The sequence below is a fragment of the Acuticoccus sp. MNP-M23 genome (assembly GCF_031195445.1).
Taxonomy (GTDB): domain Bacteria; phylum Pseudomonadota; class Alphaproteobacteria; order Rhizobiales; family Amorphaceae; genus Acuticoccus.
The window spans coordinates 4439670-4462164 of sequence record NZ_CP133480.1 but is presented as its reverse complement, the minus strand read 5'-3'; the positions used below and the strand labels follow the sequence as shown (position 1 = coordinate 4462164).

General features: G+C 66.3%; 22 protein-coding genes. 18 read left to right on the top strand and 4 right to left on the bottom strand.

Annotated elements, in window-relative coordinates; genetic code table 11:
* Positions 1-47 precede the first annotated feature (47 nt).
* The 3 genes from RDV64_RS20550 to RDV64_RS20540 form a co-directional block, all read right to left on the bottom strand.
* Positions 48-1628, bottom strand: coding sequence for an EAL domain-containing protein (locus tag RDV64_RS20550; RefSeq protein WP_309196828.1), 1581 nt, complete (start codon positions 1626-1628; stop codon positions 48-50).
* A gap of 486 nt (positions 1629-2114) precedes the next feature.
* Complete coding sequence (xth, locus tag RDV64_RS20545) at positions 2115-2897, bottom strand: exodeoxyribonuclease III (RefSeq protein ID WP_309196827.1); 783 nt, start codon at positions 2895-2897, stop codon at positions 2115-2117.
* A 7-nt stretch (positions 2898-2904) separates the two neighbouring features.
* A complete protein-coding gene (locus RDV64_RS20540) occupies positions 2905-3237 on the bottom strand; it encodes an iron-sulfur cluster assembly accessory protein (RefSeq protein ID WP_309196826.1) in 333 nt (110 codons plus the stop codon).
* A 101-nt stretch (positions 3238-3338) separates the two neighbouring features.
* Here RDV64_RS20540 and RDV64_RS20535 point away from each other — a divergent pair, with 101 nt between their 5' ends.
* The 13 genes from RDV64_RS20535 to RDV64_RS20475 all read left to right on the top strand — a co-directional run bounded on the left by RDV64_RS20535 (position 3339) and on the right by RDV64_RS20475 (position 17213).
* Positions 3339-4529, top strand: a complete 1191-nt coding sequence (locus tag RDV64_RS20535; protein WP_309196825.1) for a deoxyguanosinetriphosphate triphosphohydrolase — start codon at positions 3339-3341, stop codon at positions 4527-4529.
* Positions 4530-4670: 141 nt separating this feature from the next.
* Positions 4671-6398, top strand: a complete 1728-nt coding sequence (argS, locus tag RDV64_RS20530) for an arginine--tRNA ligase (RefSeq protein WP_309196824.1) — start codon at positions 4671-4673, stop codon at positions 6396-6398.
* A gap of 174 nt (positions 6399-6572) precedes the next feature.
* Positions 6573-8615 carry an SPOR domain-containing protein gene (locus tag RDV64_RS20525; protein WP_309196823.1) on the top strand — a complete coding sequence of 681 codons (2043 nt, stop codon included), beginning with the start codon at positions 6573-6575 and terminating at the stop codon, positions 8613-8615.
* 5 nt (positions 8616-8620) lie between these two features.
* On the top strand, positions 8621-9619 hold the full coding sequence (nagZ, locus tag RDV64_RS20520) for a beta-N-acetylhexosaminidase (protein WP_309196822.1): 999 nt from the start codon (positions 8621-8623) through the stop codon (positions 9617-9619).
* Positions 9616-10392: a ScpA family protein gene (locus RDV64_RS20515; RefSeq protein ID WP_309196821.1), complete on the top strand. Its 777-nt coding sequence runs from the start codon at positions 9616-9618 to the stop codon at positions 10390-10392. Before nagZ ends, RDV64_RS20515 begins: the two co-directional genes overlap by 4 nt.
* Positions 10385-11107, top strand: a complete 723-nt coding sequence (gene scpB, locus RDV64_RS20510; protein ID WP_309196820.1) for an SMC-Scp complex subunit ScpB — start codon at positions 10385-10387, stop codon at positions 11105-11107. The genes RDV64_RS20515 and scpB overlap by 8 nt, the downstream gene beginning before the upstream one ends.
* On the top strand, positions 11034-12149 hold the full coding sequence (locus tag RDV64_RS20505; protein ID WP_309196819.1) for an ABC transporter ATP-binding protein: 1116 nt from the start codon (positions 11034-11036) through the stop codon (positions 12147-12149). The genes scpB and RDV64_RS20505 overlap by 74 nt, the downstream gene beginning before the upstream one ends.
* A gap of 127 nt (positions 12150-12276) precedes the next feature.
* Positions 12277-12492 carry a twin-arginine translocase TatA/TatE family subunit gene (locus RDV64_RS20500; RefSeq protein WP_309196818.1) on the top strand — a complete coding sequence of 72 codons (216 nt, stop codon included), beginning with the start codon at positions 12277-12279 and terminating at the stop codon, positions 12490-12492.
* Between the two features lie 21 nt (positions 12493-12513).
* On the top strand, positions 12514-13026 hold the full coding sequence (tatB, locus tag RDV64_RS20495; protein ID WP_309196817.1) for a Sec-independent protein translocase protein TatB: 513 nt from the start codon (positions 12514-12516) through the stop codon (positions 13024-13026).
* On the top strand, positions 13023-13814 hold the full coding sequence (gene tatC / locus RDV64_RS20490; RefSeq protein ID WP_309196816.1) for a twin-arginine translocase subunit TatC: 792 nt from the start codon (positions 13023-13025) through the stop codon (positions 13812-13814). Before tatB ends, tatC begins: the two co-directional genes overlap by 4 nt.
* Before the next feature lie 69 nt (positions 13815-13883).
* The gene (gene serS / locus RDV64_RS20485) at positions 13884-15158 is read left to right on the top strand and encodes a serine--tRNA ligase (protein ID WP_309196815.1); all 1275 of its coding nucleotides are present in this window, start codon (positions 13884-13886) and stop codon (positions 15156-15158) included.
* Entirely contained in the window at positions 15158-15808 is a 651-nt protein-coding gene (locus RDV64_RS20480) for a protein-L-isoaspartate(D-aspartate) O-methyltransferase (RefSeq protein ID WP_309196814.1), read from the top strand. The genes serS and RDV64_RS20480 overlap by 1 nt, the downstream gene beginning before the upstream one ends.
* 247 nt (positions 15809-16055) lie before the next feature.
* On the top strand, positions 16056-17213 hold the full coding sequence (locus RDV64_RS20475) for a peptidoglycan DD-metalloendopeptidase family protein (protein WP_309196813.1): 1158 nt from the start codon (positions 16056-16058) through the stop codon (positions 17211-17213).
* Between the two features lie 102 nt (positions 17214-17315).
* On the opposite strand, the gene RDV64_RS20470 is transcribed toward RDV64_RS20475, so the two are convergent.
* Positions 17316-18158 (bottom strand): ATP-binding protein, encoded by an 843-nt coding sequence (locus RDV64_RS20470; protein ID WP_309196812.1) that lies wholly within the window; start codon positions 18156-18158, stop codon positions 17316-17318.
* A 185-nt stretch (positions 18159-18343) separates the two neighbouring features.
* On the opposite strand from RDV64_RS20470, the gene yajC reads away from it, so the two are divergent.
* Genes yajC through RDV64_RS20445 form a run of 5 tightly spaced genes read left to right on the top strand, consistent with a single transcriptional unit; the run spans position 18344 to position 22494 of the window.
* Positions 18344-18679, top strand: a complete 336-nt coding sequence (gene yajC / locus RDV64_RS20465) for a preprotein translocase subunit YajC (protein ID WP_309196811.1) — start codon at positions 18344-18346, stop codon at positions 18677-18679.
* Positions 18680-18683: 4 nt separating this feature from the next.
* Positions 18684-20303, top strand: a complete 1620-nt coding sequence (gene secD, locus RDV64_RS20460) for a protein translocase subunit SecD (protein WP_309196810.1) — start codon at positions 18684-18686, stop codon at positions 20301-20303.
* A 3-nt stretch (positions 20304-20306) separates the two neighbouring features.
* A complete protein-coding gene (gene secF, locus RDV64_RS20455) occupies positions 20307-21254 on the top strand; it encodes a protein translocase subunit SecF (protein WP_309196809.1) in 948 nt (315 codons plus the stop codon).
* Positions 21251-21637, top strand: coding sequence for an MTH938/NDUFAF3 family protein (locus tag RDV64_RS20450; RefSeq protein ID WP_309199558.1), 387 nt, complete (start codon positions 21251-21253; stop codon positions 21635-21637). Before secF ends, RDV64_RS20450 begins: the two co-directional genes overlap by 4 nt.
* On the top strand, positions 21637-22494 hold the full coding sequence (locus tag RDV64_RS20445; protein ID WP_309196808.1) for a squalene/phytoene synthase family protein: 858 nt from the start codon (positions 21637-21639) through the stop codon (positions 22492-22494). The genes RDV64_RS20450 and RDV64_RS20445 overlap by 1 nt, the downstream gene beginning before the upstream one ends.
* The last annotated feature ends 1 nt before the right edge of the window (position 22495 follow it).

Below are 22495 nucleotides of genomic sequence, written 5' to 3'. Positions count from 1 at the left end.
GGCGGTGTCAGCTGCCGGCCCCCTCAGGCCGCGGTCGCTGGCGCGCTTCAGCCGGTGCGCAGTGCCTTGTCGCTGGCGGTGACGAAGGCGATGAAATCGCGCGCCGGCATCGGCTTTGCGTAAAGGTATCCTTGGCCATAATCCACGCCTTCATCGCGCAGGTAGGCCGCCTGTTCCTCTGTGCTGATCCCTTCGGCGACGATGCGCAGCTTCAGCGTTTTGGCAAGCGCGATGATGTGCGGCGTCACCAGGCTGGTCACCGAGTCCGAGCCGATGGTGTCGACGAACGACTTGTCGATCTTCAGGACGTCCAGCGGCAGGTTCTGAAGGTGGGACAGGCTGGAGTAGCCCGTGCCGAAATCGTCGATGGCAATGGTGTGCTGGCGGTTGCGGGCGTCGTCCAGTCCGGCCTTCGCCACTTCGGCGTCGAGGAAGGCGCGCTCGGTGACTTCGAGCCAGATCTGCTGGTTCTCGATACCGCTGCGGTGCAGCGCCTTTTCGAGAACGCGCAGGACGCGTCCGCCTTCAATGTCGCGGGCGCCAAGATTGATGGCGATGTGCAGGTCGCGCCGGTCGCGCAGGAAGCGTTTCAACTCCCGCACCACGCTGGCGATCACCGAATCGGTGACGGCCGATATCACGCCGTGCGCCTCGGCGAAGGGGATGAACACGTCGGGCGCGATCGTCCGGCCGTCCTGGCGGTGCCAGCGCACCAAGGCTTCTGCGCCTATGCAGCGGCCGCTCTTCATGTCGACGAGCGGCTGGTAGTGGACCGTCAGCTCTCCCTTGCGGATGGCGCTCAGCATTTCGGCGCTGGGGGACAGGTGCCGCCGCAGGACCCAGATTGTGAGGCCCATGACAAACAGCGCAATGAAGGCCCCCCACGGCAGGAGCTGGACCTGTTCGCGGCGCACGGCGGCGTGAATGCTGGCAAGCGGCTTGGCCGCGAGCGCTGCCAGGCGCGCCTTGCGGGCCGACCCGTAGATGTAGCCCTTCGCCACGCCAACGTCCGGTGCGGTGGTGAGGGCCTTCACCGGCGCTGCGTCGACCGCGCCCCGGAGGCTGAGCAGCGTGCCGTCCGTGGTGCCCAGCATGAGAATGGTCGAGCGCGTGCCGATGAAATCGACGAATTGGTCCGGGTCCAGCTCGGCGACATAGTTGCCCGAGCGGACCATCAGCATCGGGTCCGCTGCCTCGGTGTCCGGACCGTCGACACCGGGCGGTGTGCGGAAAATCTCAAGGCCTGCATCGGTCACGAAGTCAGGCTCGCCCAGGTTGAGGGTCTCGAACGTCCTGTTCCACGGGGTGCAGCGGATCGTATCGTTCTCGAAAAAATAGAGCTGATAGATGGGCAGGGTGCGTGCGGTCAGATGGCGCATCAAACCGATGTGGCCGTCCGAACAGGCCTCTCCGGTAAAATCGTTGAGGCTGACGAGAGCCGCGTCCAACCCGTCGATGGTCCGTTCAGCCCGCTCCAGCAGCTCGCTGGCAAATTCGCTCATGGTTTCCTGGGCTGCGGAGACGGCAGTGCGCCACGAAACGTAGGACATTGCGGCAAGCGGCAGGATGGCGCCCACAAGCGCAAGCGCGACGGCAATTGCAATGATGCGCAGGCGCCGGAGAATCATCGAATGTCGTCCGTCTTCAAATATTGGCTCTTGCCGTGTGCAAGTCTTATCCCAAGCGGCCGTTCGTACGACCTTGTAACCACCCAGTATACCAGCAAATTCTGACGAACCGGTGATTTTTCGGGTGCTGGACGTGATGCACTGTGGCCATGCGGCAGCAGGCTTGTGCGGCGGTGTGACCTGCGGACGCAATTGGCTTGAAGTTCGCGCGAATCATGGCAATCTTGGTGCTGTGTTCAACGCATCGAAAGGAGGTGATCCAATGTCGAGTGGGATTCTTATGCGGACGGCGACGTCTGGATCGAATCGGCGGACTCTGGGGCAACCTCTGGAATCTTGCTGACAGATCGGGTGTTACGCCGGACTTAATCCGTCCGCGAACATTCCACGGAGGGCCGCGCAAGCGGCCCTTTTCCGTTTCAGCGGGCCGCTCGTGCGGCCCGTTTGCGTTTGGCGGGCAAAAAAGGGGCGGGCTGCCACAGGCCGCTAAAGGTCGAGCGTTGCGACCACCGGCACATGGTCCGACGGCTTGGTCCAGCCGCGCGTTTGCTTCTCCACCGTGACACCCGTCAGCCTGTCGGCGGCCTGGGGCGAGAGCATCAGGTGGTCGATGCGGATGCCGTTGTTCTTCTGCCACGCCCCGGCCTGATAGTCCCAGAAGGTGTAGATCCCGTCCGAATTGTCCACGGCGCGCTGGGCGTCGGTGTAGCCAAGGTTCACCAGAGCGCGGTGTTTGGCGCGGCTTTCCGGCTGGAACAGTGCATCGTCGGTCCAACGGTCCGGGTGGCGGGCGTCGTCCGGCAGCGGGATCACGTTGTAGTCGCCGGCCAGCACGATGGGCGTATCGGTGGCGAGCAACCCCTCGGCGTGGATGAGGAGACGGTCCATCCACGCAAGCTTGTAGGGGTATTTTTCGGTGTCGATCGGGTTGCCGTTGGGCAGGTAGATGCTGGCCACGCGCACGGCACCGGTATCGGTGGAGACCGTGGCCTCGATATAACGCGAATGCTCGTCTGCATCGTCGCCCGGCAGGCGGCGCATCACGTCTTCCAGCGGCCGCTTGGACAAAAGCGCGACGCCGTTGAAGCCCTTTTGCCCATGCGTGGCAATGTTGTAGCCGAGCCGCTCGATGGCTTCGGCCGGAAAGGTCTCGTCCTGGGACTTGATCTCCTGCAGGCACGCAATGTCCGGCGCGCTCTCCTCAAGCCAGCGGGTCAGGCTGTCGATCCGCGCCTTGACGCCGTTGATATTCCAGGTGGCGATCCGCACGAAAACCTCAGAGCAGTGAGAAGGAGGTGCCGCAGCCGCAGGACGACTGGGCGTTGGGGTTCTTGATCTGAAAGGACTGGCCCATCAGGTCGTCCACATAATCAAGCTGTGCTCCGGCGAGGAAGGGGAGGGAGACCGGGTCCACAACAACGGTGGCGGTTCCGCCCTCAAGGACGAGATCGTCGGACGCCGGACCTTCCACAAGATCGTACTTGTACTGGAAGCCCGAGCAGCCGCCACCTTCCACCGAAACGCGAAGGGCGGACGCTTCCTCGGCGGACAGGATCTTGGAGACGCGGGCGAATGCGCGGGACGTGACCTCGAATGTGGTTTCGGCCATGACATGCTCCACAGTGGCAAAGGATTTACACGCCTTCATATAGGGCGGATCGTTGCCGCGCCACCTAATGCCGATTCGCTACCGGAGTCTGGAGTCTTTCCGTGCAGAACGTGCGACCGTCGCCGCGGCTTCTTGCCCCGTTCGCCACCGACCCTGCGCGCTCGCGAGGGCGCCGCATTGCCGAGCCGGTGTCCGCCACCCGCACGCCCTTCCAGCGGGACCGCGACCGGATCGTCCATTCCTCCGCCTTCCGCCGGCTGACCCACAAGACGCAGGTGTTCATCACCACCGACGGGGACCATTTCCGCTCCCGCCTGACCCACAGCCTTGAGGTGGCACAGATTGCCGGCTCCATCGCACGCGTCCTGTCGCTGGACGAGGATCTGGCCGAGGCGCTGGCTTTGGCGCACGACTTTGGCCACACGCCGTTCGGCCACGAGGGCGAACGCGTTCTGGCGCGGATGATGGCGGACCACGGCGGCTTCGATCACAATGTCCAGGCCTATCGGATCGTGACGCGGCTTGAACGCCGCTACGCCCATTTCGATGGCCTGAACCTGACCTACGAGATGCTGGAGGGTCTGGTGAAGCACAACGGGCCGCCCGGCGACGACCGCACCAGCCCCTTTTACGGCGATCCCGAACTGGCGGACCTCAACCTGGTCGATCAGGCAGGGCTTGAGGCGCAGATTGCGGCCCTGTCGGACGATATCGCCTATGACAGCCACGATATCGACGATGGCCTGCGCTCCGGCATCCTGTCGCTGGACGCGCTGCGCGAGGTGGACCTCATTGCCGATATTGTGGCCGAGGTGGAGGCGGAAGCGCCGGGGCTGGAGCCGATCCGCCAGACCCATGAGCTGGCCCGCCGTCTTCTGACCCGCATGATCGAGGATGCCATTGCCGAAACCATCCGCCGCATTGCCGGCGCCGGGGTCGCGAGCGCTGACGACGTTGCCGCGCAGCCCGGTCCGATGGTGGCGTTTTCCGGCGAGATGGCCGCCGCGGAAAAGGCATTGAAGCGAACCCTTCACCGCGAACTTTATGCGGACGTGGACGTCCTGCAGGCCCGCGACAAGGCCGGGCAGGTTGTGGCGGACCTGTTCGAGGTGTTTGCGAACGATCCTGCGTTGCTGCCCGATAGCTGGCGCGATCCGGCCGACGAAGCACCAAGGCGCCTGCGCCGCACGTGCGACTACATTGCCGGGATGACCGACCGCTTTGCCCTTGGCGAACACAGCCGCCTGGTGGGCAACACCCCGCAGTTGAAGGAATGGCGTTCGGTCGGGTAGGGCGTTCGCAAGGCGCACGGCGGGATCGGCACGGCCTGCCGCGCGCAGCCCGCATGGCGGGCGTGCAGCACATGCCCCTCGCGCTTGGCAGGCGAACGCGCTATGCGAGCGCACTTTGATCGCCAACCGCCGGACCACTTCATGCACCTTATCGATACGCTCAGGACACGCATCATCGCCATCGCCGAGGCCGAGGGCCTCTCCGAGGGCCTGGCGCGCGTTGCGGTCGAGACGCCGCGTGATCCGACCCACGGGGACTTTGCCACCAACGTCGCCATGGTTCTGGCCAAGTCTGCCGGGCGCAAGCCGCGCGAGCTGGCGGAAATGATTGCCGCACGCCTTGAGGCTGATCCTTTGATCGAGAAGGTCAGCGTGGCGGGCCCCGGGTTCATCAACCTCACCATTACGGCGGATGCGGCATCGGCGGTGGTCCGCGCCGCGCAGGACGGTGCGGCCTACACGGCGCTTGCGCGCACGGACACGCCGCGGCGGGTGAACGTGGAATATGTGTCGGCCAACCCCACCGGCCCCATGCACGTGGGTCACGCCCGCGGTGCGGTGGTGGGCGACGTGCTCGCCTCCATTCTGGAGGTGCGCGGCCACGAGGTGACGCGCGAATATTACATCAACGACGCCGGGGCGCAGGTGGATGTCCTCGCCCGCTCGGCCTACCTGCGCTATCTCGAAGCGCTCGGCGAGACGATCACCATCCCCGAGGGGCTTTATCCCGGCGACTATCTCGTTCCCATCGGCGAGGGTCTGAAAGCCGAGTTCGGCGAGAGCCTCAAGGCCATGGACGAGGCCGAATGGCTGCCGCTCGTCCGGGACCGGTCGATCGACGGCATGATGGCGATGATCCGCGATGATCTCGGCGCGCTCAACATTGTCCACGACACGTTCTTCTCCGAGCGCACGTTGCAGCAGCCTCTGGACAAGGTCGCCGCAATGGTGGCGCGGCTGCGGAACGAAGACCTCGTCTACGAGGGGACGCTGCCGCCGCCGAAGGGCCAGTCGGAGGACTGGGAGGATCGCGAGCAGACGCTGTTCCGCTCTTCCGCGTTCGGCGACGACATCGACCGTGCGTTGATGAAGTCTGATGGCAGCTATACCTATTTCGCGTCCGACATCGCCTATCACGATGACAAGCTCTCGCGCGGCTACGAGCATCTTGTGGATGTGCTCGGCGCCGACCATGGCGGCTATGTGAAGCGGATGACGGCCGCCGTGAAGGCGCTGTCTGGCGGGAAAGTCCCGCTCGACTGCTTCATGTGCCAGCTGGTCAAGCTGACACGGGGCGGCGAGCCGGTGAAGATGAGCAAGCGCTCGGGGAACTTCGTCACCCTGCGCGAAGTTGTGGACGAGGTCGGTGCCGACGCGGTCCGCTTCATGATGCTCTTCCGCAAGGCGGACGCACCGCTGGAATTCGATTTCCAGAAGGTGACGGAGAAGAGCCGGGAAAATCCCGTGTTCTACGTTCAGTATGCCCACGCACGTTGCCGCTCGGCCCAACGTCAGGCTGTTGAGGAATTCGGTCCGGACATACTTGACGGGTTGGACCAGGTATCCTTGGATGCACTCACGGACAGTGGCGAGCGTGGGCTTGTCGTGCAACTGGCGGGTTGGCCGCAAACGGTCGTGAATGCTGCCGATCATGCGGAGCCGCACCGGCTCGCCTTTGCATTGCACGACCTTGCCTCGGCCTTGCATATGCAATGGAACAGGGGCAAGGATGATCGAACTCTACGATTTGTTAAGGCGGATGATCGAGAGTCCACGCGCAGTCGTCTTGCTCTTGTCGAGGCAGTGAGAGCGGTGATTGCAGAGGGTCTTCGAACGCTCGGTGTCACGGCACCGGACGAAATGCGGTAGCCGCTTCCCCGAAACCAAGCGACAGGGTGTGTCGCGCGACTGGGGGTGCGAGAGTTGAGTGGCGGGCGACCCATGAATGGTCCAACGCGGCCCGGATCCTTTAAAAACGAGCGTCCTCTCGGTGGAGGGCGTCAGAATTCGGCTGCAGACATCTTTGATGAGTTGGACCAGTTCGTGGACAGCGAGCCGGTCGGATGGTCCGAACGCCGTTCGGAGCGACGTGTACCTGCGCCCGCAATTCCCTCTGCGGAAGAGGCCGAGGCCGGACCGCCAGACGTTGAGCCTTATCAGGATCCTGCGCCGCGCAATGGTGCGCCGGAGGGGCAGCCGGTCGAACGTACGGCGGACGATGTTGCCTTCAGCCGGGCGCCAGCAGCAACCGGCCGGCGCGAGGCGTTCCAGGCCCGCCTGAATGCCGAGCTTTCCCGCCCGGCGCCGGAGGCCCCGGCCCGCAGCGCGCCAGCGCCCGAACCAGACGATACCCCGTTTCAGCCGCCACACGCTGCAGCACCGGACACGGCGCCCGAATCGAGGCCGCGCCGCCAGACCGAATGGTCGAAGCCGATGCCCGCCGTCGAAAATGTGCACCCGGCGCCGGACAGCCTGGCCGATGCCGCCGAGGTGGACGACGAGGCCGATTCTGATCCGGTGCAGCCCGTTGGCAACGAAGAGCCTGTCGATGCGCTGGACTGGGAACTGGACAATGCCATTGGTGCCATCATCGCAAGCTCGGCCGCTGGCAATGCCGCCACTGCGCCGCCCGAACTGGAGAAAACCGCGCCGACATTGAACGAGACGCTGGAGCCTGTGCCCGCACCCAAACCCCGCCATGTGGCGCTGGAAGACGCCGCGGAGCCGGACCCCGGCCCCGATCCGTTCTCATCCAGGGCCGGCGCGACCATGCCCCAGATGGAGGCCCCCGTGCGCCCCGTGTCCGGGGCAGGCCGGTCCAAGCCCATCCCCACGTTCCGCTTCGACCGGCGGAGCGATGCGGACGAGCACAAGGTCGCCGCCGCACCCGATCTCGACAATCCGCTCTCCAGCATCTTCTTCCAGAACTACCGCGCCCCGGCGCCGGGCGAAGATCAGGACGTGGACAGCGCCGACCTTCTGGCCGACATCGACGCCGACAGCGATGATCACGAGTTTGCCGACTACGATGGCGAGATTGACGATGCGCTGCCGCCCTCTCTGGTGCGTGAGGCCGACCGCGGCCCCCGCCGGCGCTTCCGCTTTGCCGGCATTGCCGCCGCCATCGGAGCGCTCGCCGTCTTGTCGGGTGCCGTGTTCATCGGCATCAACCTGTTCAGCGGTGACGGCAGCGCCACCAGCGGCGAACCGCCGATCATCCGCGCCGACGCGGTGGACGTGAAGGTGCGCCCCGCCGAAGACAATTCCCCCGAGCCCGAGCCCGACATTGCCGAGCGTGCCGAAATCGGCGACAGCGACAGCCTCGTCATGCCTGACCGGGTGGAGATTGGCGGCTTTGAGACCGATGCCGAACCCCTCCCTCAGGACGATGAGGCTGCCGACATCCTGTCGCGTCGCGTGCGCACCGTGACCGTGCGACCCGACGGCACCATCGTGCGCGGCGGTGATGCGGATGCGCCGCCAGCCTGGTCGGCCGCAGATGAGGCCAGCGCCCCTGAAAGCGTTGATGCCGCAACCCCGGCAGGCGACGCATCGGTCGACGTTGCGTCAGCAGACCCGGCCACGGGCACCACGACCGGGTTCAGCGATGCACCCACCGACGAGGAAGAGCCGTTCGCGGACCAGGCCCTGCCGGAAGAGACCGAAACGCTTGCGCCCGCCGGGCAGGGGGAAAGTGTCATCCCCGCGCCGCGGCCGACCCCACCAGTGCGCAGCCGCACAGCGTCTGCCAGCACCACTGGCGGCCCGGTGGATCTTGCCAGCCAGCGTAGTGCAGCGCCCGCGGCCCCTGCGCCCGCTGTCGCGGCGGCCGATCCGTCCGCGCCATGGGGCGTCCAGGTGTCCTCGCAGCGTACCGAAGCGGATGCGATGACGTCCTATCGCAACCTCCAGAACCGCTTCCCGTCGATCCTCGGGTCGGTTCAGCCGATCATCATGGCGGCGGACCTTCCGGGCCGCGGGCGTTTCTTCCGCGTTCGCCTTGCCGCTAACTCGCGCGGGGAGGCGGCGGCCCTGTGCCAGCGGCTGAAATCCGCCGGGGCGGACTGCTTCATCGGGCGAAACTGATCGGCATGGCGCCACTCATCGTCGGCCTCTCCGGCACGCGCCTCACGGCCCGTGAAGCGGACTATCTTTCCAGCGTGCGTCCGCTGGGGCTGATCCTGTTTGCCCGCAACATCGAAACCGGCCCGCAGGTGACGCAGCTTGTGGCGGACGCTGTTGCCGCGTCCGGTGCCGGTCTCGTGTTCGTCGACCAGGAAGGCGGGCGGGTGCAGCGGATCCGGCCGCCGCTGGCACCGCGCTACCCGGCGGGTGCCGTGATTGGCGCGCTATATCTGCGCGACGCTGCGGCGGGCTTGCGCGCGGCGTGGCTGGCCGGTCGCCTCATTTCGGCCGATCTCCTGCCGCTCGGCCTCAATGCCCCGTGCCTGCCGGTGGCCGACGTGCCGGTGCCCGGCGCCCATGACATTATCGGCGATCGCGCCTACGGCACGGCGCCGGACGTTGTCGCCGCGCTCGCCGGGGCCGCTGCCGAGGGCGTCCTTGCCGCGGGCGCGCTGCCGGTTCTGAAGCATATTCCAGGTCACGGCCGCGCCGGTGTCGACAGCCACGTTGCGCTGCCGCGCGTGGATGCCGACCGGGCCGCGCTTCAGGCCGATTTCGCGCCGTTCCGCGCCCTGTCCCACCTGCCGATGGCCATGAGCGCGCACGTTCTTTACACCGCGCTTGATCCGGCCGCCCCGGCCACGCTCTCGCCATCCGTGATCCGCCTCATCCGCGAGGATATCGGCTTCGACGGCCTGTTGATGACCGACGACATCTCGATGGGTGCCCTTGGCGGCTCCATTGCGGACAATGCCGCGGCAGCGCTCTCGGCCGGGTGTGACTGCGTGCTCCATTGCAACGGGCGGATGGACGAGATGGAGCGCATTGCAAGCGCTCTGCCGCCGATCTCGGCCGAGGCCGCACGCCGGGTCGTGCGTGTCGACGAGGCCCGCCGCCCGCTCCCGGCAGACGATGTGGCTGCCCTTCGCCGCGAATTCGAGGCGCTGGTGGGGGCTGCTGCATGAGCGAAGTCGATCCGTTCGAGGATGCCCCCCGCGAAGCCAAGACGCCGGATGAACAGCTGATCGTCGACGTGAACGGCTTCGAGGGGCCGCTCGACCTGCTGCTGGCGCTTGCGCGGCACGAGAAGATCGATCTCATGAAAATCCAGATCCTGCCGCTGGCCGAGCAATATCTGGCGTTCGTGGAGCGTGCGAAGGCGCTCAGGATCGAGCTGGCGGCGGATTTTCTGGTGATGGCGGCATGGCTTGCCTGGCTGAAGAGCCGCCTGATTGCCCCCGCCGACGACAAGGACGCGGAGACCGGCGAGGAGCTCGCCGAGGACCTTGCCTTCCGCCTGCGAAGGCTGGAAGCCATGCGGATCGCCGCGGCGGGGCTGATGAAGCGGCCTCATCTCGGCGAGGACATTTTTGCGCGCGGCATGCCGGAGCGCGTCGCCGTGCAGACCGAGACTGTATGGAATGCCTCGCTGTTTGACCTCCTGTCGGCCTATGGCAGCGTCCGCCAGCAGGAAATCGTGCGCACCATGACCATGGAAAAGCGTCCCGTTTTTTCGCTGGTGGATGCGCGGCGGATCATGGAGCGGCTGATTGGCCCGCAGTCGGAGTGGATGCCGCTGTCGCTGGTGATTTCGGCGATGCCGCGTTCCGAAGACCGCCGCGCGCTGACCGCCAGCGCCTTTGGTGCCGCGCTGGAAATGGCGCGCGAGGGGCGGATCAGCGTGCGCCAGTCCGCACCCTTCGCGCCGCTTTATATCAGGGGAAATCCGGATGGCTGAGGCCATTGCACTTTTTGCAGGCGATCCGGCAGAAGGCGAGGCGCTCAGGCGGCTGGAGGCGGTTCTGTTTGCCGCGTCCATTCCACTGTCGGAGGCGACGCTCGCCTCGCGCCTGCCCGAAGAGACCGACGTTGCGGCCCGCCTGAAGCAGTTGCAGACGGTCTACGCCAACCGCGGCGTCAATCTGGTGGAGGTGGCCGACGGGTGGGCGTTCCGCACCGCGCCTGATCTTGCCGCGCTGATGACGGCCGAGCGTGAGGCGACACGCCGCCTCAGCCAGGCCGCGCTCGAAACCCTGGCCATCATCGCCTACCACCAGCCTGTCACACGGGCCGAGATCGAGGAGATCCGAGGCGTTGCGGTGGCCAAGGGCACCCTCGACATCCTTCTGGAAACCGGGTGGGTGCGTTTGCGCGGGCGCCGCAGGGTGCCGGGCCGCCCGGTCACTTTCGGCACCACGCCGGAATTTCTCAACCATTTCACGCTGGCATCCATCGCGGACCTGCCGGGCCTCGACGATCTGCGCGGCTCAGGCCTTCTCGAAGGGACACCCCCTTCCAACTTTGCCATGCCGCAGCCCCGCGACGATGACGCGCTGGACGCCGACGAAGACCCGCTGGATGACGAAGCCCCGCTGTACGATGACGGCGAACTTGACCGGACCGGCGACACAGCGAAGGACGGCGACGGGGAGACTGACAATCAGGACCGCTGACAAACCGCAGCCGGACGCACCGCTTTCTCTGGAGGGCATCACGTTCGAGGCCGGCGGCCACAAGATCCTCCACGGGATCACGCTGGACGTGCGCCAGCGCGAGATCGTGTGCCTGCTCGGCCCCTCCGGTTGCGGCAAGACGAGCCTTCTGCGCATTGCGGCGGGCATTTCGCGCCAGTCGAGCGGGACGGTCCGCGTCTCGGGTACGGTGGTGGCGGACGACAACCGCTTCGAGCCGGCCGAAACCCGCCCCCTGGGCCTCGTCTTTCAGGATCTGGCGCTGTTTCCGCACATGCGCATTGCCGATAATGTGGGCTACGGCAAGCGGGGCAAGGGGGCGCGGACGGAGGCGTCGGCAGCGCTGAAGAGCGTTGGCCTGGCCGGCTATGAGCGCGCCTATCCACACCAGCTTTCAGGCGGCGAACAACAGCGGGTGGCGCTTGCGCGGGCGCTTCTGCCGGCACCGAAGGTGGTGCTGTTCGACGAGCCTTTTTCGGGGCTCGACCGGTCTCTCCGCGACACGGTGCGCGAGGACACGCTGTCGCACCTGAAAAGCCGCGAAGCCACTGCGGTGATCGTCACCCACGATCCGGAGGAGGCGCTGGCCATGGCCAGCCGCATCGCGCTGATGCGCGAGGGGCGGATCGTGCAGGTGGCAACGCCGGAGGATATCTGGCGCTGGCCGGTGGATCTGGAGGCCGCGCGGGTCTTTTCTCACGTGAACGTGTTCTCGGGCCGGGCGCAAAACTGCATGATCGAAACCGCCATCGGCCGCGTCCCGGTGTCGCCCGAACGCGACGGAGAGAAGCTGACGATTGCTTTCCGGCCCGAAGCGCTACAAGTGTTTCCCCATGAGCGCGGCGCAGGCGTCGAGGTTCAGGTCATGCGGCGGCGCTTTTTCGGCACGCATGTGGAAATCACCGGCCATGTCGGCGAGGCCGAAGTGGTGCTGCGCGCCGACCCCTACGCCATGCCGCATGGTGAAAAAGTGCGCGTTGTGCCTGATTTACGTCAGGCGATCATTTTGCCGAGGCAACAATAGGCATAGGCAAGACCGGCGCGAGTTCGCTATACGGAGAATATGGGGCTTTTAATCAGCCCGGATGTGAAACACGCGCCGCAATGCGGTCAAGGCGCGGCCCCGCAGGGGGCCAAGAGAGGAAAGACCAATGGGTATCAGTGTTTGGCAGATCCTCATCATCGGTGTGATCCTGGTGCTCCTGTTCGGGCGCGGGAAAATCTCCGAGCTGATGGGTGACGTTGCAAAGGGCATCAAGAGCTTCAAGAAGGGCATGGCCGAGGACGAGGACGATCAGAAGACGATCGACCACACCCCGCCGTCGACCGTGAATGCCAAGGAAGCCGAGAAAAGCCACAACGCCTGAACCGAAGACGGGTAAAATCAGGTGTTCGATATTTCGTGGACCGAGATCATGGTCGTCGCGGTGATTGCCATCATCGTGGTCGGCCCGAAGGAACTGCCCGGCATGTTGCGGGCGTTCGGCAAGACGTTCGGTCAGGTGCGGCGCACGGCGCGCGAGTTCCAGTCGACCTTCAACGATGCCCTGCGCGAGGCCGAGCGCCAGGCAGGCATCGACGAGGTGAAGAACGACATTGGCAAGATGGATCCCACCAAGGATCTGCGCAAAACGCTCGACGACACGAAAAAGGCGTTTTCCGGCAAGGTGGACGACAAGTCTGCCGCCAAGCCAAAGCCGAAGGCTGACAGCGACGCTGCCGAGCCCGCCACGGCGGCGAAGCCGGATGCCGCCACCACCGGCGAAACGCCGACCAGCACCGCCGCCGCCGAGATGGCAGCGGCCGCAGAGCCGGTTGCCGTTCCGCCTGTCGACACCACACCTGCAGACGATGGCGCGGCCGACAAGCCGCGCGCCGCTGCCGGAGCCGAGGGCCGATGAGCCAGGACGATATCGAGGCCTCGAAGGCACCGCTGATCGAGCATCTGATCGAGCTGCGGTCCCGCCTCATCAAGTCGGTGCTGGCGATCGCGCTGGCCTTCGTGATCTGCTTCTACTTCGCAGCCGACATCTTCAACATTTTGATCGTGCCGTACGAGCGGGCGGCGGGCGCCACGGCGGACATCGAGTTCATCTACACCGCCCCGCAGGAATATTTCTTCACCCAGCTGAAGCTTGCCCTGTTCGGCGCGCTGTTTCTGGCGTTTCCGGTGCTGGCGTCGCAGATCTACATGTTTGTTGCGCCGGGGCTCTACAAGAACGAGCGCGGGGCGTTCCTGCCGTTTCTGGTGGCAACGCCGATCCTGTTCGTTCTGGGGGCGTGCCTCGTCTACTTCATGGTGATGCCGCTCGCGATGGCGTTCTTCATGTCCATGGAGCAGGCCGGCGGAGACGGGCAGGCGGCCATCAAGCTCCTGCCGCGAACCAGCGAATATCTGGGCCTCATCATGGTCCTCATCTTCGCGTTCGGCATCGTGTTCCAGACGCCGGTGATCCTCACGCTGCTGGGCCGCGCGGGCCTCGTTTCGGCGGCGGACCTGCGCAAGAAGCGCAAGTACGCCATCGTGATCGCATTCGTTCTGGCGGCCGTCCTGACCCCGCCGGACCCGATCAGCCAGATCGGCCTCGCGCTGCCGGCCCTGCTTTTGTACGAGATCTCGATCATGTGCGTCGTCTACATCGAGCGCCAGCGGGCCAAGGCGGAGAAGGCAGCGGCGGAGGCGGACTGACGCCTCACCCCTCGCATCCGGACGCAGGAGGCGGTATTACGCCGCCTCAAGCAGAAGTGAGCGAGACCGATGTACGATATTCGCGCCGTGCGCGACGACCCTGCCGCCTTCGACGAAGCGCTGCGCCGCCGCAAGATGGACCCGGCCTCCGCCGGTCTCATTGCGCTCGACGATGAGCGCCGCGCCGTCATCGCCAGACTTCAGGATGCGCAGACCCGCCGCAACACAGCGTCCAAGGCCATCGGCAAGGCCAAGGCCACAAAGGACGAGGCGGAAGCCCAGCGGCTGATTGACGAGGTCGCCCACCTGAAGGCTGAGATCCAGAGCGGGGAGGAGGCCGAACGCGCCGTATCCCAGAAACTGGAGACCGCGCTGGCAGGCTTCCCCAACACGCCGCTTGCCGAAGTGCCGGACGGGGTGGACGAGAGCGACAACGTGGAGCTGCGCCGCGTCGGCGAGCCGCCGAAGTTCGACTTCGCGCCGAAGGAGCACGATGCGCTGGGCGAAGCGCTGGGGCTGATGGATGTGGGCAAGGCCGCCGCCATTGCCGGCGCCCGCTTCACCATCCTCACCGGCAAGCTGGCGCGGCTGGAGCGAGCGCTCGGCCAGTTCATGATCGACCTTCACACGGGAGAGCATGGCTACACCGAGGTCAGCCCGCCGCTTCTGGTGCGCGACGAGGCGGTGTTCGGCACCAACCAGCTGCCCAAATTTGCCGAAGACCTGTTTCGCACCACGGACGGGCGCTGGCTGATACCCACCGCAGAGGTGCCGCTCACCAATCTGGTGCGCGAGGAAATCCTCGACGCCTCGGCGCTGCCCATGCGGGTGACGGCGCTCACCCCGTGTTTCCGCTCGGAGGCCGGCTCGGCCGGGCGCGACACGCGCGGGATGCTCCGCCAGCACCAGTTCAGCAAGTGCGAGATGGTTTCGATCACCACGCCGGAAACCGCGCTGGACGAGCATGAGCGGATGACCGCCTGCGCCGAAGCCGTCCTGAAGGCGCTGGGCCTTGCCTACCGCGTCGTGACGCTCTCCACCGGCGATCTCGGGTTCGGCGCCCGTCGCACCTACGACCTCGAAGTCTGGCTTCCCGGACAAGATACCTATCGGGAGATCTCCTCGGTGTCGGTCTGCGGTGACTTTCAGGCGCGGCGGATGAATGCGCGCTACCGGCCGCAAGCCGATGCTGCGCCCCGCTTCGTGCACACGCTGAATGGCTCCGGCGTTGCCGTTGGCCGTGCGCTGATTGCGGTGATGGAAAATTATCAGGACGCCGATGGCTCGATCCGCGTGCCTGACGTTCTGGTGCCCTACACAGGGTTCGACCGGATCGCGGCCTGATGGAGGACAACGCCGAGCAGGTCGCGCGAGCCGAGCTTGCGATGCACCTGCGCCGGCAGAACGTGGCGGGCCGTGCGGTGCTCGCTGCGCTGGAGAGCGTGCCCCGCTCGCTCTTCCTCGATGCCCGCCACAAGACGCTCGCCTACGCCGACCGTGCTGCGCCGATCGAATGCGGGCAGACCATCTCGCAGCCCTCCGTGGTGGCGATGATGACCGAGGCGCTGGGCCTCACGCCTGAAATGCGGGTGCTTGAGATCGGTACCGGCTCTGGCTACCAGACCGCGATTCTCGCCCGGCTCGCTGCCGAGGTGGTGAGCGTGGAGCGTTATCGCTTCCTGTCCGACCTTGCGGCCGACCGGTTCCGCGTTCTGAAGATCGCCAACGTTGCGCTTGTGGTGGGCGACGGGCACGAGGGCTGGCCCGATGGGGCGCCTTACGACCGCATCATCGTGACCGCTGCGGTGGAGGCGGTGCCGGCGCCGCTGGTGGAGCAGCTGGGGGAGGGCGGTATCATCGTGGTTCCCGTCGGTCCGCGCGACGGGCCGCAGGAACTCCTGAAGTGTACGCTGGCCGATGGCCTCCTGGAGGGCGAGCGGTTGGCGGACGTGCGTTTCGTTCCGTTGCTGCCGGGCACCTCGCCCCGCCTGTGACACGCACGCAACACCCTCAGAAGGATGACCATTTTCGGACGGGCATCTGAGGAGGGAGGGCCAATTGTCCTATTCGAGTTAAAGTTTCGTCAACGCAATCAGCCGCCTTATGACCCTCGATCTCCTGCGACGCACAAGGGTATTAGTCATGCGCGGCCGGCACAAAACAAGCGGATATTCCCTGGTCTCTCGCCTCGTCCTGGTGGGAGCGTTGGCCGGACTGGTTGCCGGTTGCTCCAACGGGAACATGCGCCTGGCCGGGACGCCGCTCTTCGGCGGCAACAACGCGCAGCCGACACCCCTCAGCCCCATCGAAAGCGCGGAGCTTCCGCCCGCAGCGCTGACGCCCGGCGCGCAGATCGGCACCCCGGCGCGGCTGAAGGCGCAGGGCTACACGCTCGAAAACGCACCCATCGTCGAAATTGGCGCTGCCGACACGGCGCAGACCATTGCGACGGGCTACGGCGTTCCGGTTTCCGTTCTGCTTGAGGCCAACGGCGTTGCCCGGCCGGAAGATGTGCGGGTCGGCATGCGTCTCATCGTTCCGGTTCGCGCGCCGCTCGGCAACAACCCCTACGACACCGCCGGCCTCGCGGGTTCCACCACGGCGGTCGGTGCGCAGGCGGCCCCCGTGAGCCAGCAGACCGATGGCGGGCGCCATGTGGTCCAGTATGGCGAGACGCTGCGCTCCATTGCCCAGATGCACCGCGTGGAGCCCGCCGCGCTGGCGCAGCTCAACAACATTCCGCCGACCGCTTCCGTGACGCTGGGCCAGACCCTGCGCATTCCCGCACCGAGCCTTGCACAGAGCGGGCCGGGGGCAACCCAGGTTGCAAGCCTTCAGGCGCCCACCCTGACCGATGCCACCCCGACGCAGCCGGAGGCACCGGCACCGAACACGCTTCAGGCGCAGGCCGTGCAGCAGGCACCGGCGGCCGCTGCTGCTGCACCGGCAGCCCCCGCCGCAGTGCAGACCGCATCCATCGCGCCGACGGCGGCAGCACCCGTCGCCGCCGAGGCCGCAGACTCCGGCTTCCGCTGGCCGGTTCGCGGCCGCATCATCGCCGGCTTCGGCAAGCAGGCCGACGGTGCCCGCAATGACGGCATCAACCTTGCCGTGCCCGCCGGCACGCCCGTCCACGCCGCCGAAAACGGCACCGTGATCTACGCCGGCAACGAGCTTGAGGGCTATGGCAACCTCATTCTCGTCCAGCATGAGGGCGACTGGGTTTCCGCCTACGCCCACAACGAGACGCTGAAAGTATCCCGCGGCGACAAGGTGAGCCGGGGCCAGTCCATCGCCAGCGTCGGCAAGTCCGGCTCTGTGGAACAGCCGCAGCTCCACTTCGAGCTTCGCAAGAAATCCAAGCCCGTCGATCCGCTGCCCCATCTGGCCGGCGCCTGAGCGCCCGGCGCCGCACCCGCAACGCGGACGGCACAACGAAAAGCCCGGCCCACCTTCGAGGTGGCCGGGCTTTTTCGTGTCCTGTTGGTCGAAGGCTTCGCGTCAGGCGGTGTGAATGCCCTTGCGGCCGGCAAGATCCTGCACGAACTGCCAGGCCACACGGCCGGAGCGCGAACCGCGCGTGGTGGCCCACTCCAGCGCATCGCGGCGGAGGTCGCCCTCGTCGATCCCCAGGTCGAAGGCCTCTGCGTACCCGTTCACCATCGCCAGATACTCGTCCTGCGAGCAGCGGTGGAAGCCAAGCCACAGGCCGAACCGGTCCGACAGCGAAACCTTCTCCTCAACTGCGTCGCCGGGGTTGATGGCGGTGCCGCGCTCGTTCTCCACCATGTCCCGCGACAGGATGTGGCGGCGGTTGGAGGTGGCGTAGAAGATCACGTTGTCCGGCCGCCCCTCAACGCCGCCATCCAGCACCGCCTTCAGCGACTTGTAGGAGGTCTCGCCGGGGTCGAACGAGAGGTCGTCGCACAGGATGACGAATCGGTGCGCAGCGGGCCGCAGGATGCCCATGAGCTCGGGCAGGCTGAAAATGTCCTCGCGGTGGATCTCCACCAGCTTCAGGCCGGGGATGGCCGCATGGATCGCCTTTACCAGCGAGGACTTTCCCATCCCCCGTGCGCCCCAGAGCAGCGCGTTGTTGGCGGGGAGGCCCTTGGCGAATCGCTCGGTGTTGTCCATCAGCCGGTCGCGGTTGGCGTCGATCCCCTTGAGGAGGCCGATGTCGACGCGGCTCACCTTCGGGACCGGGGCCAGATGGTGCGCGGCAGCGTGCCACATGAAGGCCTCCGCTGCGGCAAAATCGGGCTCGGGCGGGGCGGGAGGGACGGCGCGTTCCAGAAGCGCAATGAGCGTGTCCAGGCGGGCGATGAGTTTCTTGCTTGTCATTATCGGGTTCCGGCTCGGGTTCGCCCCCTAGCACGGCGCCGGGCCGCTGCAAACGGAACCGGGATTGCCGGTTTGCCGGGACCCCACTGCGTTGCAATCGAACGACGCAGGGGTTAAGTGCCCAGATGAACGGCGTGGTGCCGACGTGACCCAGTCCACGCTCCCCATTTTCCAAAGGTTGACCCATGTTCGTGACCGAGGCCTACGCGCAGACCGGAGGTGCCGGCGGCGGCGCAGACTTCATCGTTTCGCTTGCGCCCTTCCTCCTGATCTTCGTGATCATGTATTTCCTGATCATTCGCCCGCAGCGCCAGCGGATGAAGGCGCACCAGGCGCTTGTCGCCGGCGTGAAGCGCAATGACATTGTCGTGACCGCCGGTGGCCTCGTCGGCAAGATCACCAAGGTGGTCGACGATGCGGAGATCGAAGTGAAGTTTGGCGAGAACGAGCCGGTTCGCGTTGTGCGTTCGACCATCACCGAGGTCCGCGTCAAACCCGAACCTGCCGCCGCCAACGACTGATCCCATGCTCCACTTCGCGCGCTGGCAGATTGTCCTTATCGTCCTCACCGTGGTGGTCGGCATCCTTGCGGTGCTGCCCAACCTGTTGCCGCGCAGCGTCCTTGCGGACATGCCCGGCTGGTTGCCCAAGCAGCAGATCGTGCTGGGCCTCGACCTGCAGGGCGGTGCCTACCTTCTCTACCAAGTCGACAAGCAGGATTATATCGACAAGCGCCTGCGCGCGGTCACGGCCGAGGTCCGCACCGCGCTGCGCGCCGAGCCGCGGATCGGCTACACCGGTCTTGGTGTGGTCGACGGGGCGGTGCAGGTCCGCATCCGCGATGCGACCCAGTTTGCCGAAGCACGCGAGCGGCTGTCCGGGCTCACCAACCCGCTCAACCAGTCGCTCTTCGGTGGAGCCTCGGTCGACGAGTTCGGCCTGACCGAAGGCTCCAACGAGACCCTGCGGCTGTCGTTTACCGAGGACGGGCTCAACCAGCGGATTCGCTCCATCGTCGACCAGTCCATCGAGGTGGTCCGCCGCCGTATCGACGAACTGGGCACCACGGAGCCTTCGATCCAGCGCGAAGGTGAAGACCGTATTCTGGTCGAGGCACCGGGCGGCGATCCCGAGCAGCTCAAGAGCCTCGTCGGCACCACCGCACAGCTGACGTTCCACATGGTGGACACCTCCATCTCCGGCGAAGAGGCCATGCGCACGCGCCCGCCCGCCGGCACGATGGTCCTGACCACCTCCGAGGACGACGAATTCGAACCGGCACGGCCCTATGTGGTCGACGAGAACCCGCTTCTGAGCGGCGAAGACCTCGTCGACGCACAGCCGGGCTTCGACCAGCAGACCAACGAGCCGCTGGTGACGTTCCGCCTCACGACGTCCGGCGCACGCCGCTTCGGCGAAGTGACCAGCCGCAACGTCGGCACGCCATTTGCCATTGTGCTGGATGACGAGATCATTTCGGCGCCGGTCATCCGCGAGCCGATCACCGGCGGGTCGGGCCAGATTTCGGGCAGCTTCTCGGTTCAGGCGGCCAACGACCTTTCGATCCTCCTGCGCGCCGGTGCACTGCCTGCCGGGCTGACCCTGGTGGAAGAGCGCACCGTCGGCCCCGGCCTTGGTGCCGACTCCATTGCGGCAGGCGAGACGGCGGCCATTGTCGCGGCGGTTCTGGTCGCCGTGTCGATGATCCTCGTCTACGGGCTGTTCGGCGTGTTCGCCAACATCGCGCTCGTCACCAATATCATCCTCCTGATGGGGCTCCTGTCGCTTCTCGGTGCCACGCTTACATTGCCGGGCATTGCCGGCATCGTCCTCACCATGGGCATGGCGGTGGATGCGAACGTGCTCATCTACGAGCGCATCCGCGAAGAGGGGAAGGCGGGACGCACCCCCATCCTCGCCATCGACACCGGCTTTGCCCGCGCGTTCAACACCATCCTCGATGCCAACGTCACCACGCTGATTGCCGCGGTGATCCTGTTCCAGCTGGGCTCCGGCCCGATCCGCGGCTTCGCCGTGACGCTGGCGCTGGGCATCCTGACCACGGTGTTCACCGCATTCCTGTTCACCCGGCTTCTCGTGGCGCTCTGGGTGCGCCGCAAGCGGCCGACTGCGATCCCGGTGTAATCCATGAAGCTCATTTCGCTTCCCAGCGACACCAGCATTCCGTTCATGCGCTGGCGCGTGCCGGCCGTCGCCACGTCACTCGTCCTTTGCATCGCATCCATTGCGCTCTTCCTCACGTTCGGCATGAACTACGGCATCGACTTCCGCGGCGGGTCCGTGGTCGAGCTGCGCTTCGAAGAGCCGCGGGACATTGGCGAGCTGCGCAGCGAAATCGGCAGCCTCAACTTCGGCGATGTCCAGATTGTGGAGTTCGGGCAGCCGACCGACGTGATGATCCGCGTGGCCGAGCAGCCGGGCGGGGAAGAGGCGCAGCAGCGCGTCGTCATCCTCCTGCGCGAGATGTTTGGCGAAGTGGCGCAGTTCCGCCGCGTCGAGGTGGTGGGCCCGCGCGTTTCGGGCGAACTGGCCCGCGCCGGCGCCATTGCGGTCGTTGCCGCACTGTTTGCGATCATGGCGTACATCTGGCTGCGGTTCGAGTGGCACTTTGCCGTTGGCGCCGTGCTCACGACGTTGCACGACGTGATCCTCACCATCGGCCTTTATTCGGCGACACAGATTGACTTCAACCTCACATCAATTGCGGCGGTGCTGACGATCGTCGGCTATTCGCTCAACGATACTGTGGTGGTGTACGACCGGGTTCGCGAGAATCTGCGGCGCTACAAGCGGATGTCGATGCCCGAACTTCTCAACCTGTCGATCAACCAGATGCTGTCGCGCACGTTGATGACCTCCATCACCACGGTGCTGGCGCTGATTGCGCTGTTCATCTTCGGTGGCGAGGTGATCCGCTCGTTCACGTTCGCGATGATCTGGGGCGTGGTGGTGGGGACGTTCTCGTCCATCTTCATTGCCGCACCGCTTCTGATCACGCTGAACCTGCGGTCAGGCCGGACCGGCGGCGGCGATGCTGCGGCCGACGCTGTGGCCGAGGAGCCGGCGGCCTCCTGATGGCGGGGCTGATGATCCGCGACGCGCACTTTCCGGGGCGCGCGCCGATTGATGCCTACGGCAATGGCGGTTTCCGCTTTGCGGACATGTCGCACAAGGGTTCGCTCCTGTGCGTCCCGTCCGGCATCTACGGGTGGGATCCCGTGCTGGCCGATGCGATCACGCCGGACGCCGTTGCCCGGGTGATTGCCGAGTGTGCCGACATTGACGTGCTTCTGGTAGGCGTCGGCACCATGCCGCTGCCGCTGGCGGACGACACCGCGGTGGCGCTGCGCAAGGCCGGCGTCCGGTTCGATACGATGAACACCGGTGCCGCCGTGCGCACGTACAACGTGATGATTGCCGAGGAGAGGCGTGTCGCTGCGGGCTTCATCGTCGTCTGATGGATTTTGCCGCCGACGTCCGCACCGGCGATCGCACCCAGTACCTCGCCACGCTGTTTGCCCCTGAAAGCGCCCGGCCGGCCCTTTATGCGCTGGCCGCCTACCGGCTTGAGCTTGCGCGCATCGTTGCCCGCGCGCGCGATCCGCTGGCCGCCGAGGTGCGGCTCCAGTGGTGGCGCGATGCGATCCGCAACGAGGGCTTCGGCGAGGGTGCGCCGGTCCCGTTGGTGCTGGCCCTGCGCGACGGAATGGCCCGCTACGGCTGGCCGGCCGAGACGCTGGCCGCCATGAGCGAGGCCCGCATTCACGATCTTTACGCCGATCCTTTCGAGGACACTGACGGGTTCGACGGTTTCGCCGGCGAGGCGTTCGCCGCGCCATTGCAGCTTGCCGCCATGGCCCACGCCATCGCCCATCACGGCGAGGAGGCGGGCTTTGCCGCAGCGCGCACCGCAGCGGGGGCAGCCGGCCATGGCGGTGTTGCGCTGGCCGCGGCCGATGCAGCGCTCGGTGAAGCGCAGCGGCTTGGCGCAGGTCGCACGCACATTCCAGCAACCCTGTGGCAGGCGGCGGGGGTGGCCAACATTGCCGCCCACATCGAAGCTGGAACGGTGCCGGATGCGCTGCCAGCGGCGGTCCGCGCCATCGTCGACCATGGCGAGGCTGCGGATGCTGCATTCCGGGGCGCCTTGAAAGGGGCAGACCCGGCGGTGCGTGCGGCGCTTCTCCCGGCCTTCACCGCCCGTCCTGCGCTGGCAGCTGCCCGGAAACGCCCCGCCGCCCCCCGCATGCCGGGACCCCTCGGCGTGCAATGGACTCTCTGGCGCGCCGCCCGGCGCCTCGGTCCCGGTGCCTGAC

Excerpts from the sequence above, each read along its gene's own strand:
- RDV64_RS20550 (WP_309196828.1), bottom strand. The coding sequence starts at position 1,628 with ATGATTCTCCGGCGCCTGCGCATCATTGCAATTGCCGTCGCGCTTGCG.
- RDV64_RS20540 (WP_309196826.1), bottom strand. The coding sequence starts at position 3,237 with ATGGCCGAAACCACATTCGAGGTCACGTCCCGCGCATTCGCCCGCGTC.
- argS (WP_309196824.1), top strand. The coding sequence starts at position 4,671 with ATGCACCTTATCGATACGCTCAGGACACGCATCATCGCCATCGCCGAG.
- nagZ (WP_309196822.1), top strand. The coding sequence starts at position 8,621 with ATGGCGCCACTCATCGTCGGCCTCTCCGGCACGCGCCTCACGGCCCGT.
- RDV64_RS20515 (WP_309196821.1), top strand. The coding sequence starts at position 9,616 with ATGAGCGAAGTCGATCCGTTCGAGGATGCCCCCCGCGAAGCCAAGACG.
- scpB (WP_309196820.1), top strand. The coding sequence starts at position 10,385 with ATGGCTGAGGCCATTGCACTTTTTGCAGGCGATCCGGCAGAAGGCGAG.
- RDV64_RS20505 (WP_309196819.1), top strand. The coding sequence starts at position 11,034 with ATGACGGCGAACTTGACCGGACCGGCGACACAGCGAAGGACGGCGACG.
- RDV64_RS20500 (WP_309196818.1), top strand. The coding sequence starts at position 12,277 with ATGGGTATCAGTGTTTGGCAGATCCTCATCATCGGTGTGATCCTGGTG.
- tatC (WP_309196816.1), top strand. The coding sequence starts at position 13,023 with ATGAGCCAGGACGATATCGAGGCCTCGAAGGCACCGCTGATCGAGCAT.
- serS (WP_309196815.1), top strand. The coding sequence starts at position 13,884 with ATGTACGATATTCGCGCCGTGCGCGACGACCCTGCCGCCTTCGACGAA.
- RDV64_RS20480 (WP_309196814.1), top strand. The coding sequence starts at position 15,158 with ATGGAGGACAACGCCGAGCAGGTCGCGCGAGCCGAGCTTGCGATGCAC.
- RDV64_RS20475 (WP_309196813.1), top strand. The coding sequence starts at position 16,056 with ATGCGCCTGGCCGGGACGCCGCTCTTCGGCGGCAACAACGCGCAGCCG.
- RDV64_RS20470 (WP_309196812.1), bottom strand. The coding sequence starts at position 18,158 with ATGACAAGCAAGAAACTCATCGCCCGCCTGGACACGCTCATTGCGCTT.
- yajC (WP_309196811.1), top strand. The coding sequence starts at position 18,344 with ATGTTCGTGACCGAGGCCTACGCGCAGACCGGAGGTGCCGGCGGCGGC.
- secD (WP_309196810.1), top strand. The coding sequence starts at position 18,684 with ATGCTCCACTTCGCGCGCTGGCAGATTGTCCTTATCGTCCTCACCGTG.
- secF (WP_309196809.1), top strand. The coding sequence starts at position 20,307 with ATGAAGCTCATTTCGCTTCCCAGCGACACCAGCATTCCGTTCATGCGC.
- RDV64_RS20445 (WP_309196808.1), top strand. The coding sequence starts at position 21,637 with ATGGATTTTGCCGCCGACGTCCGCACCGGCGATCGCACCCAGTACCTC.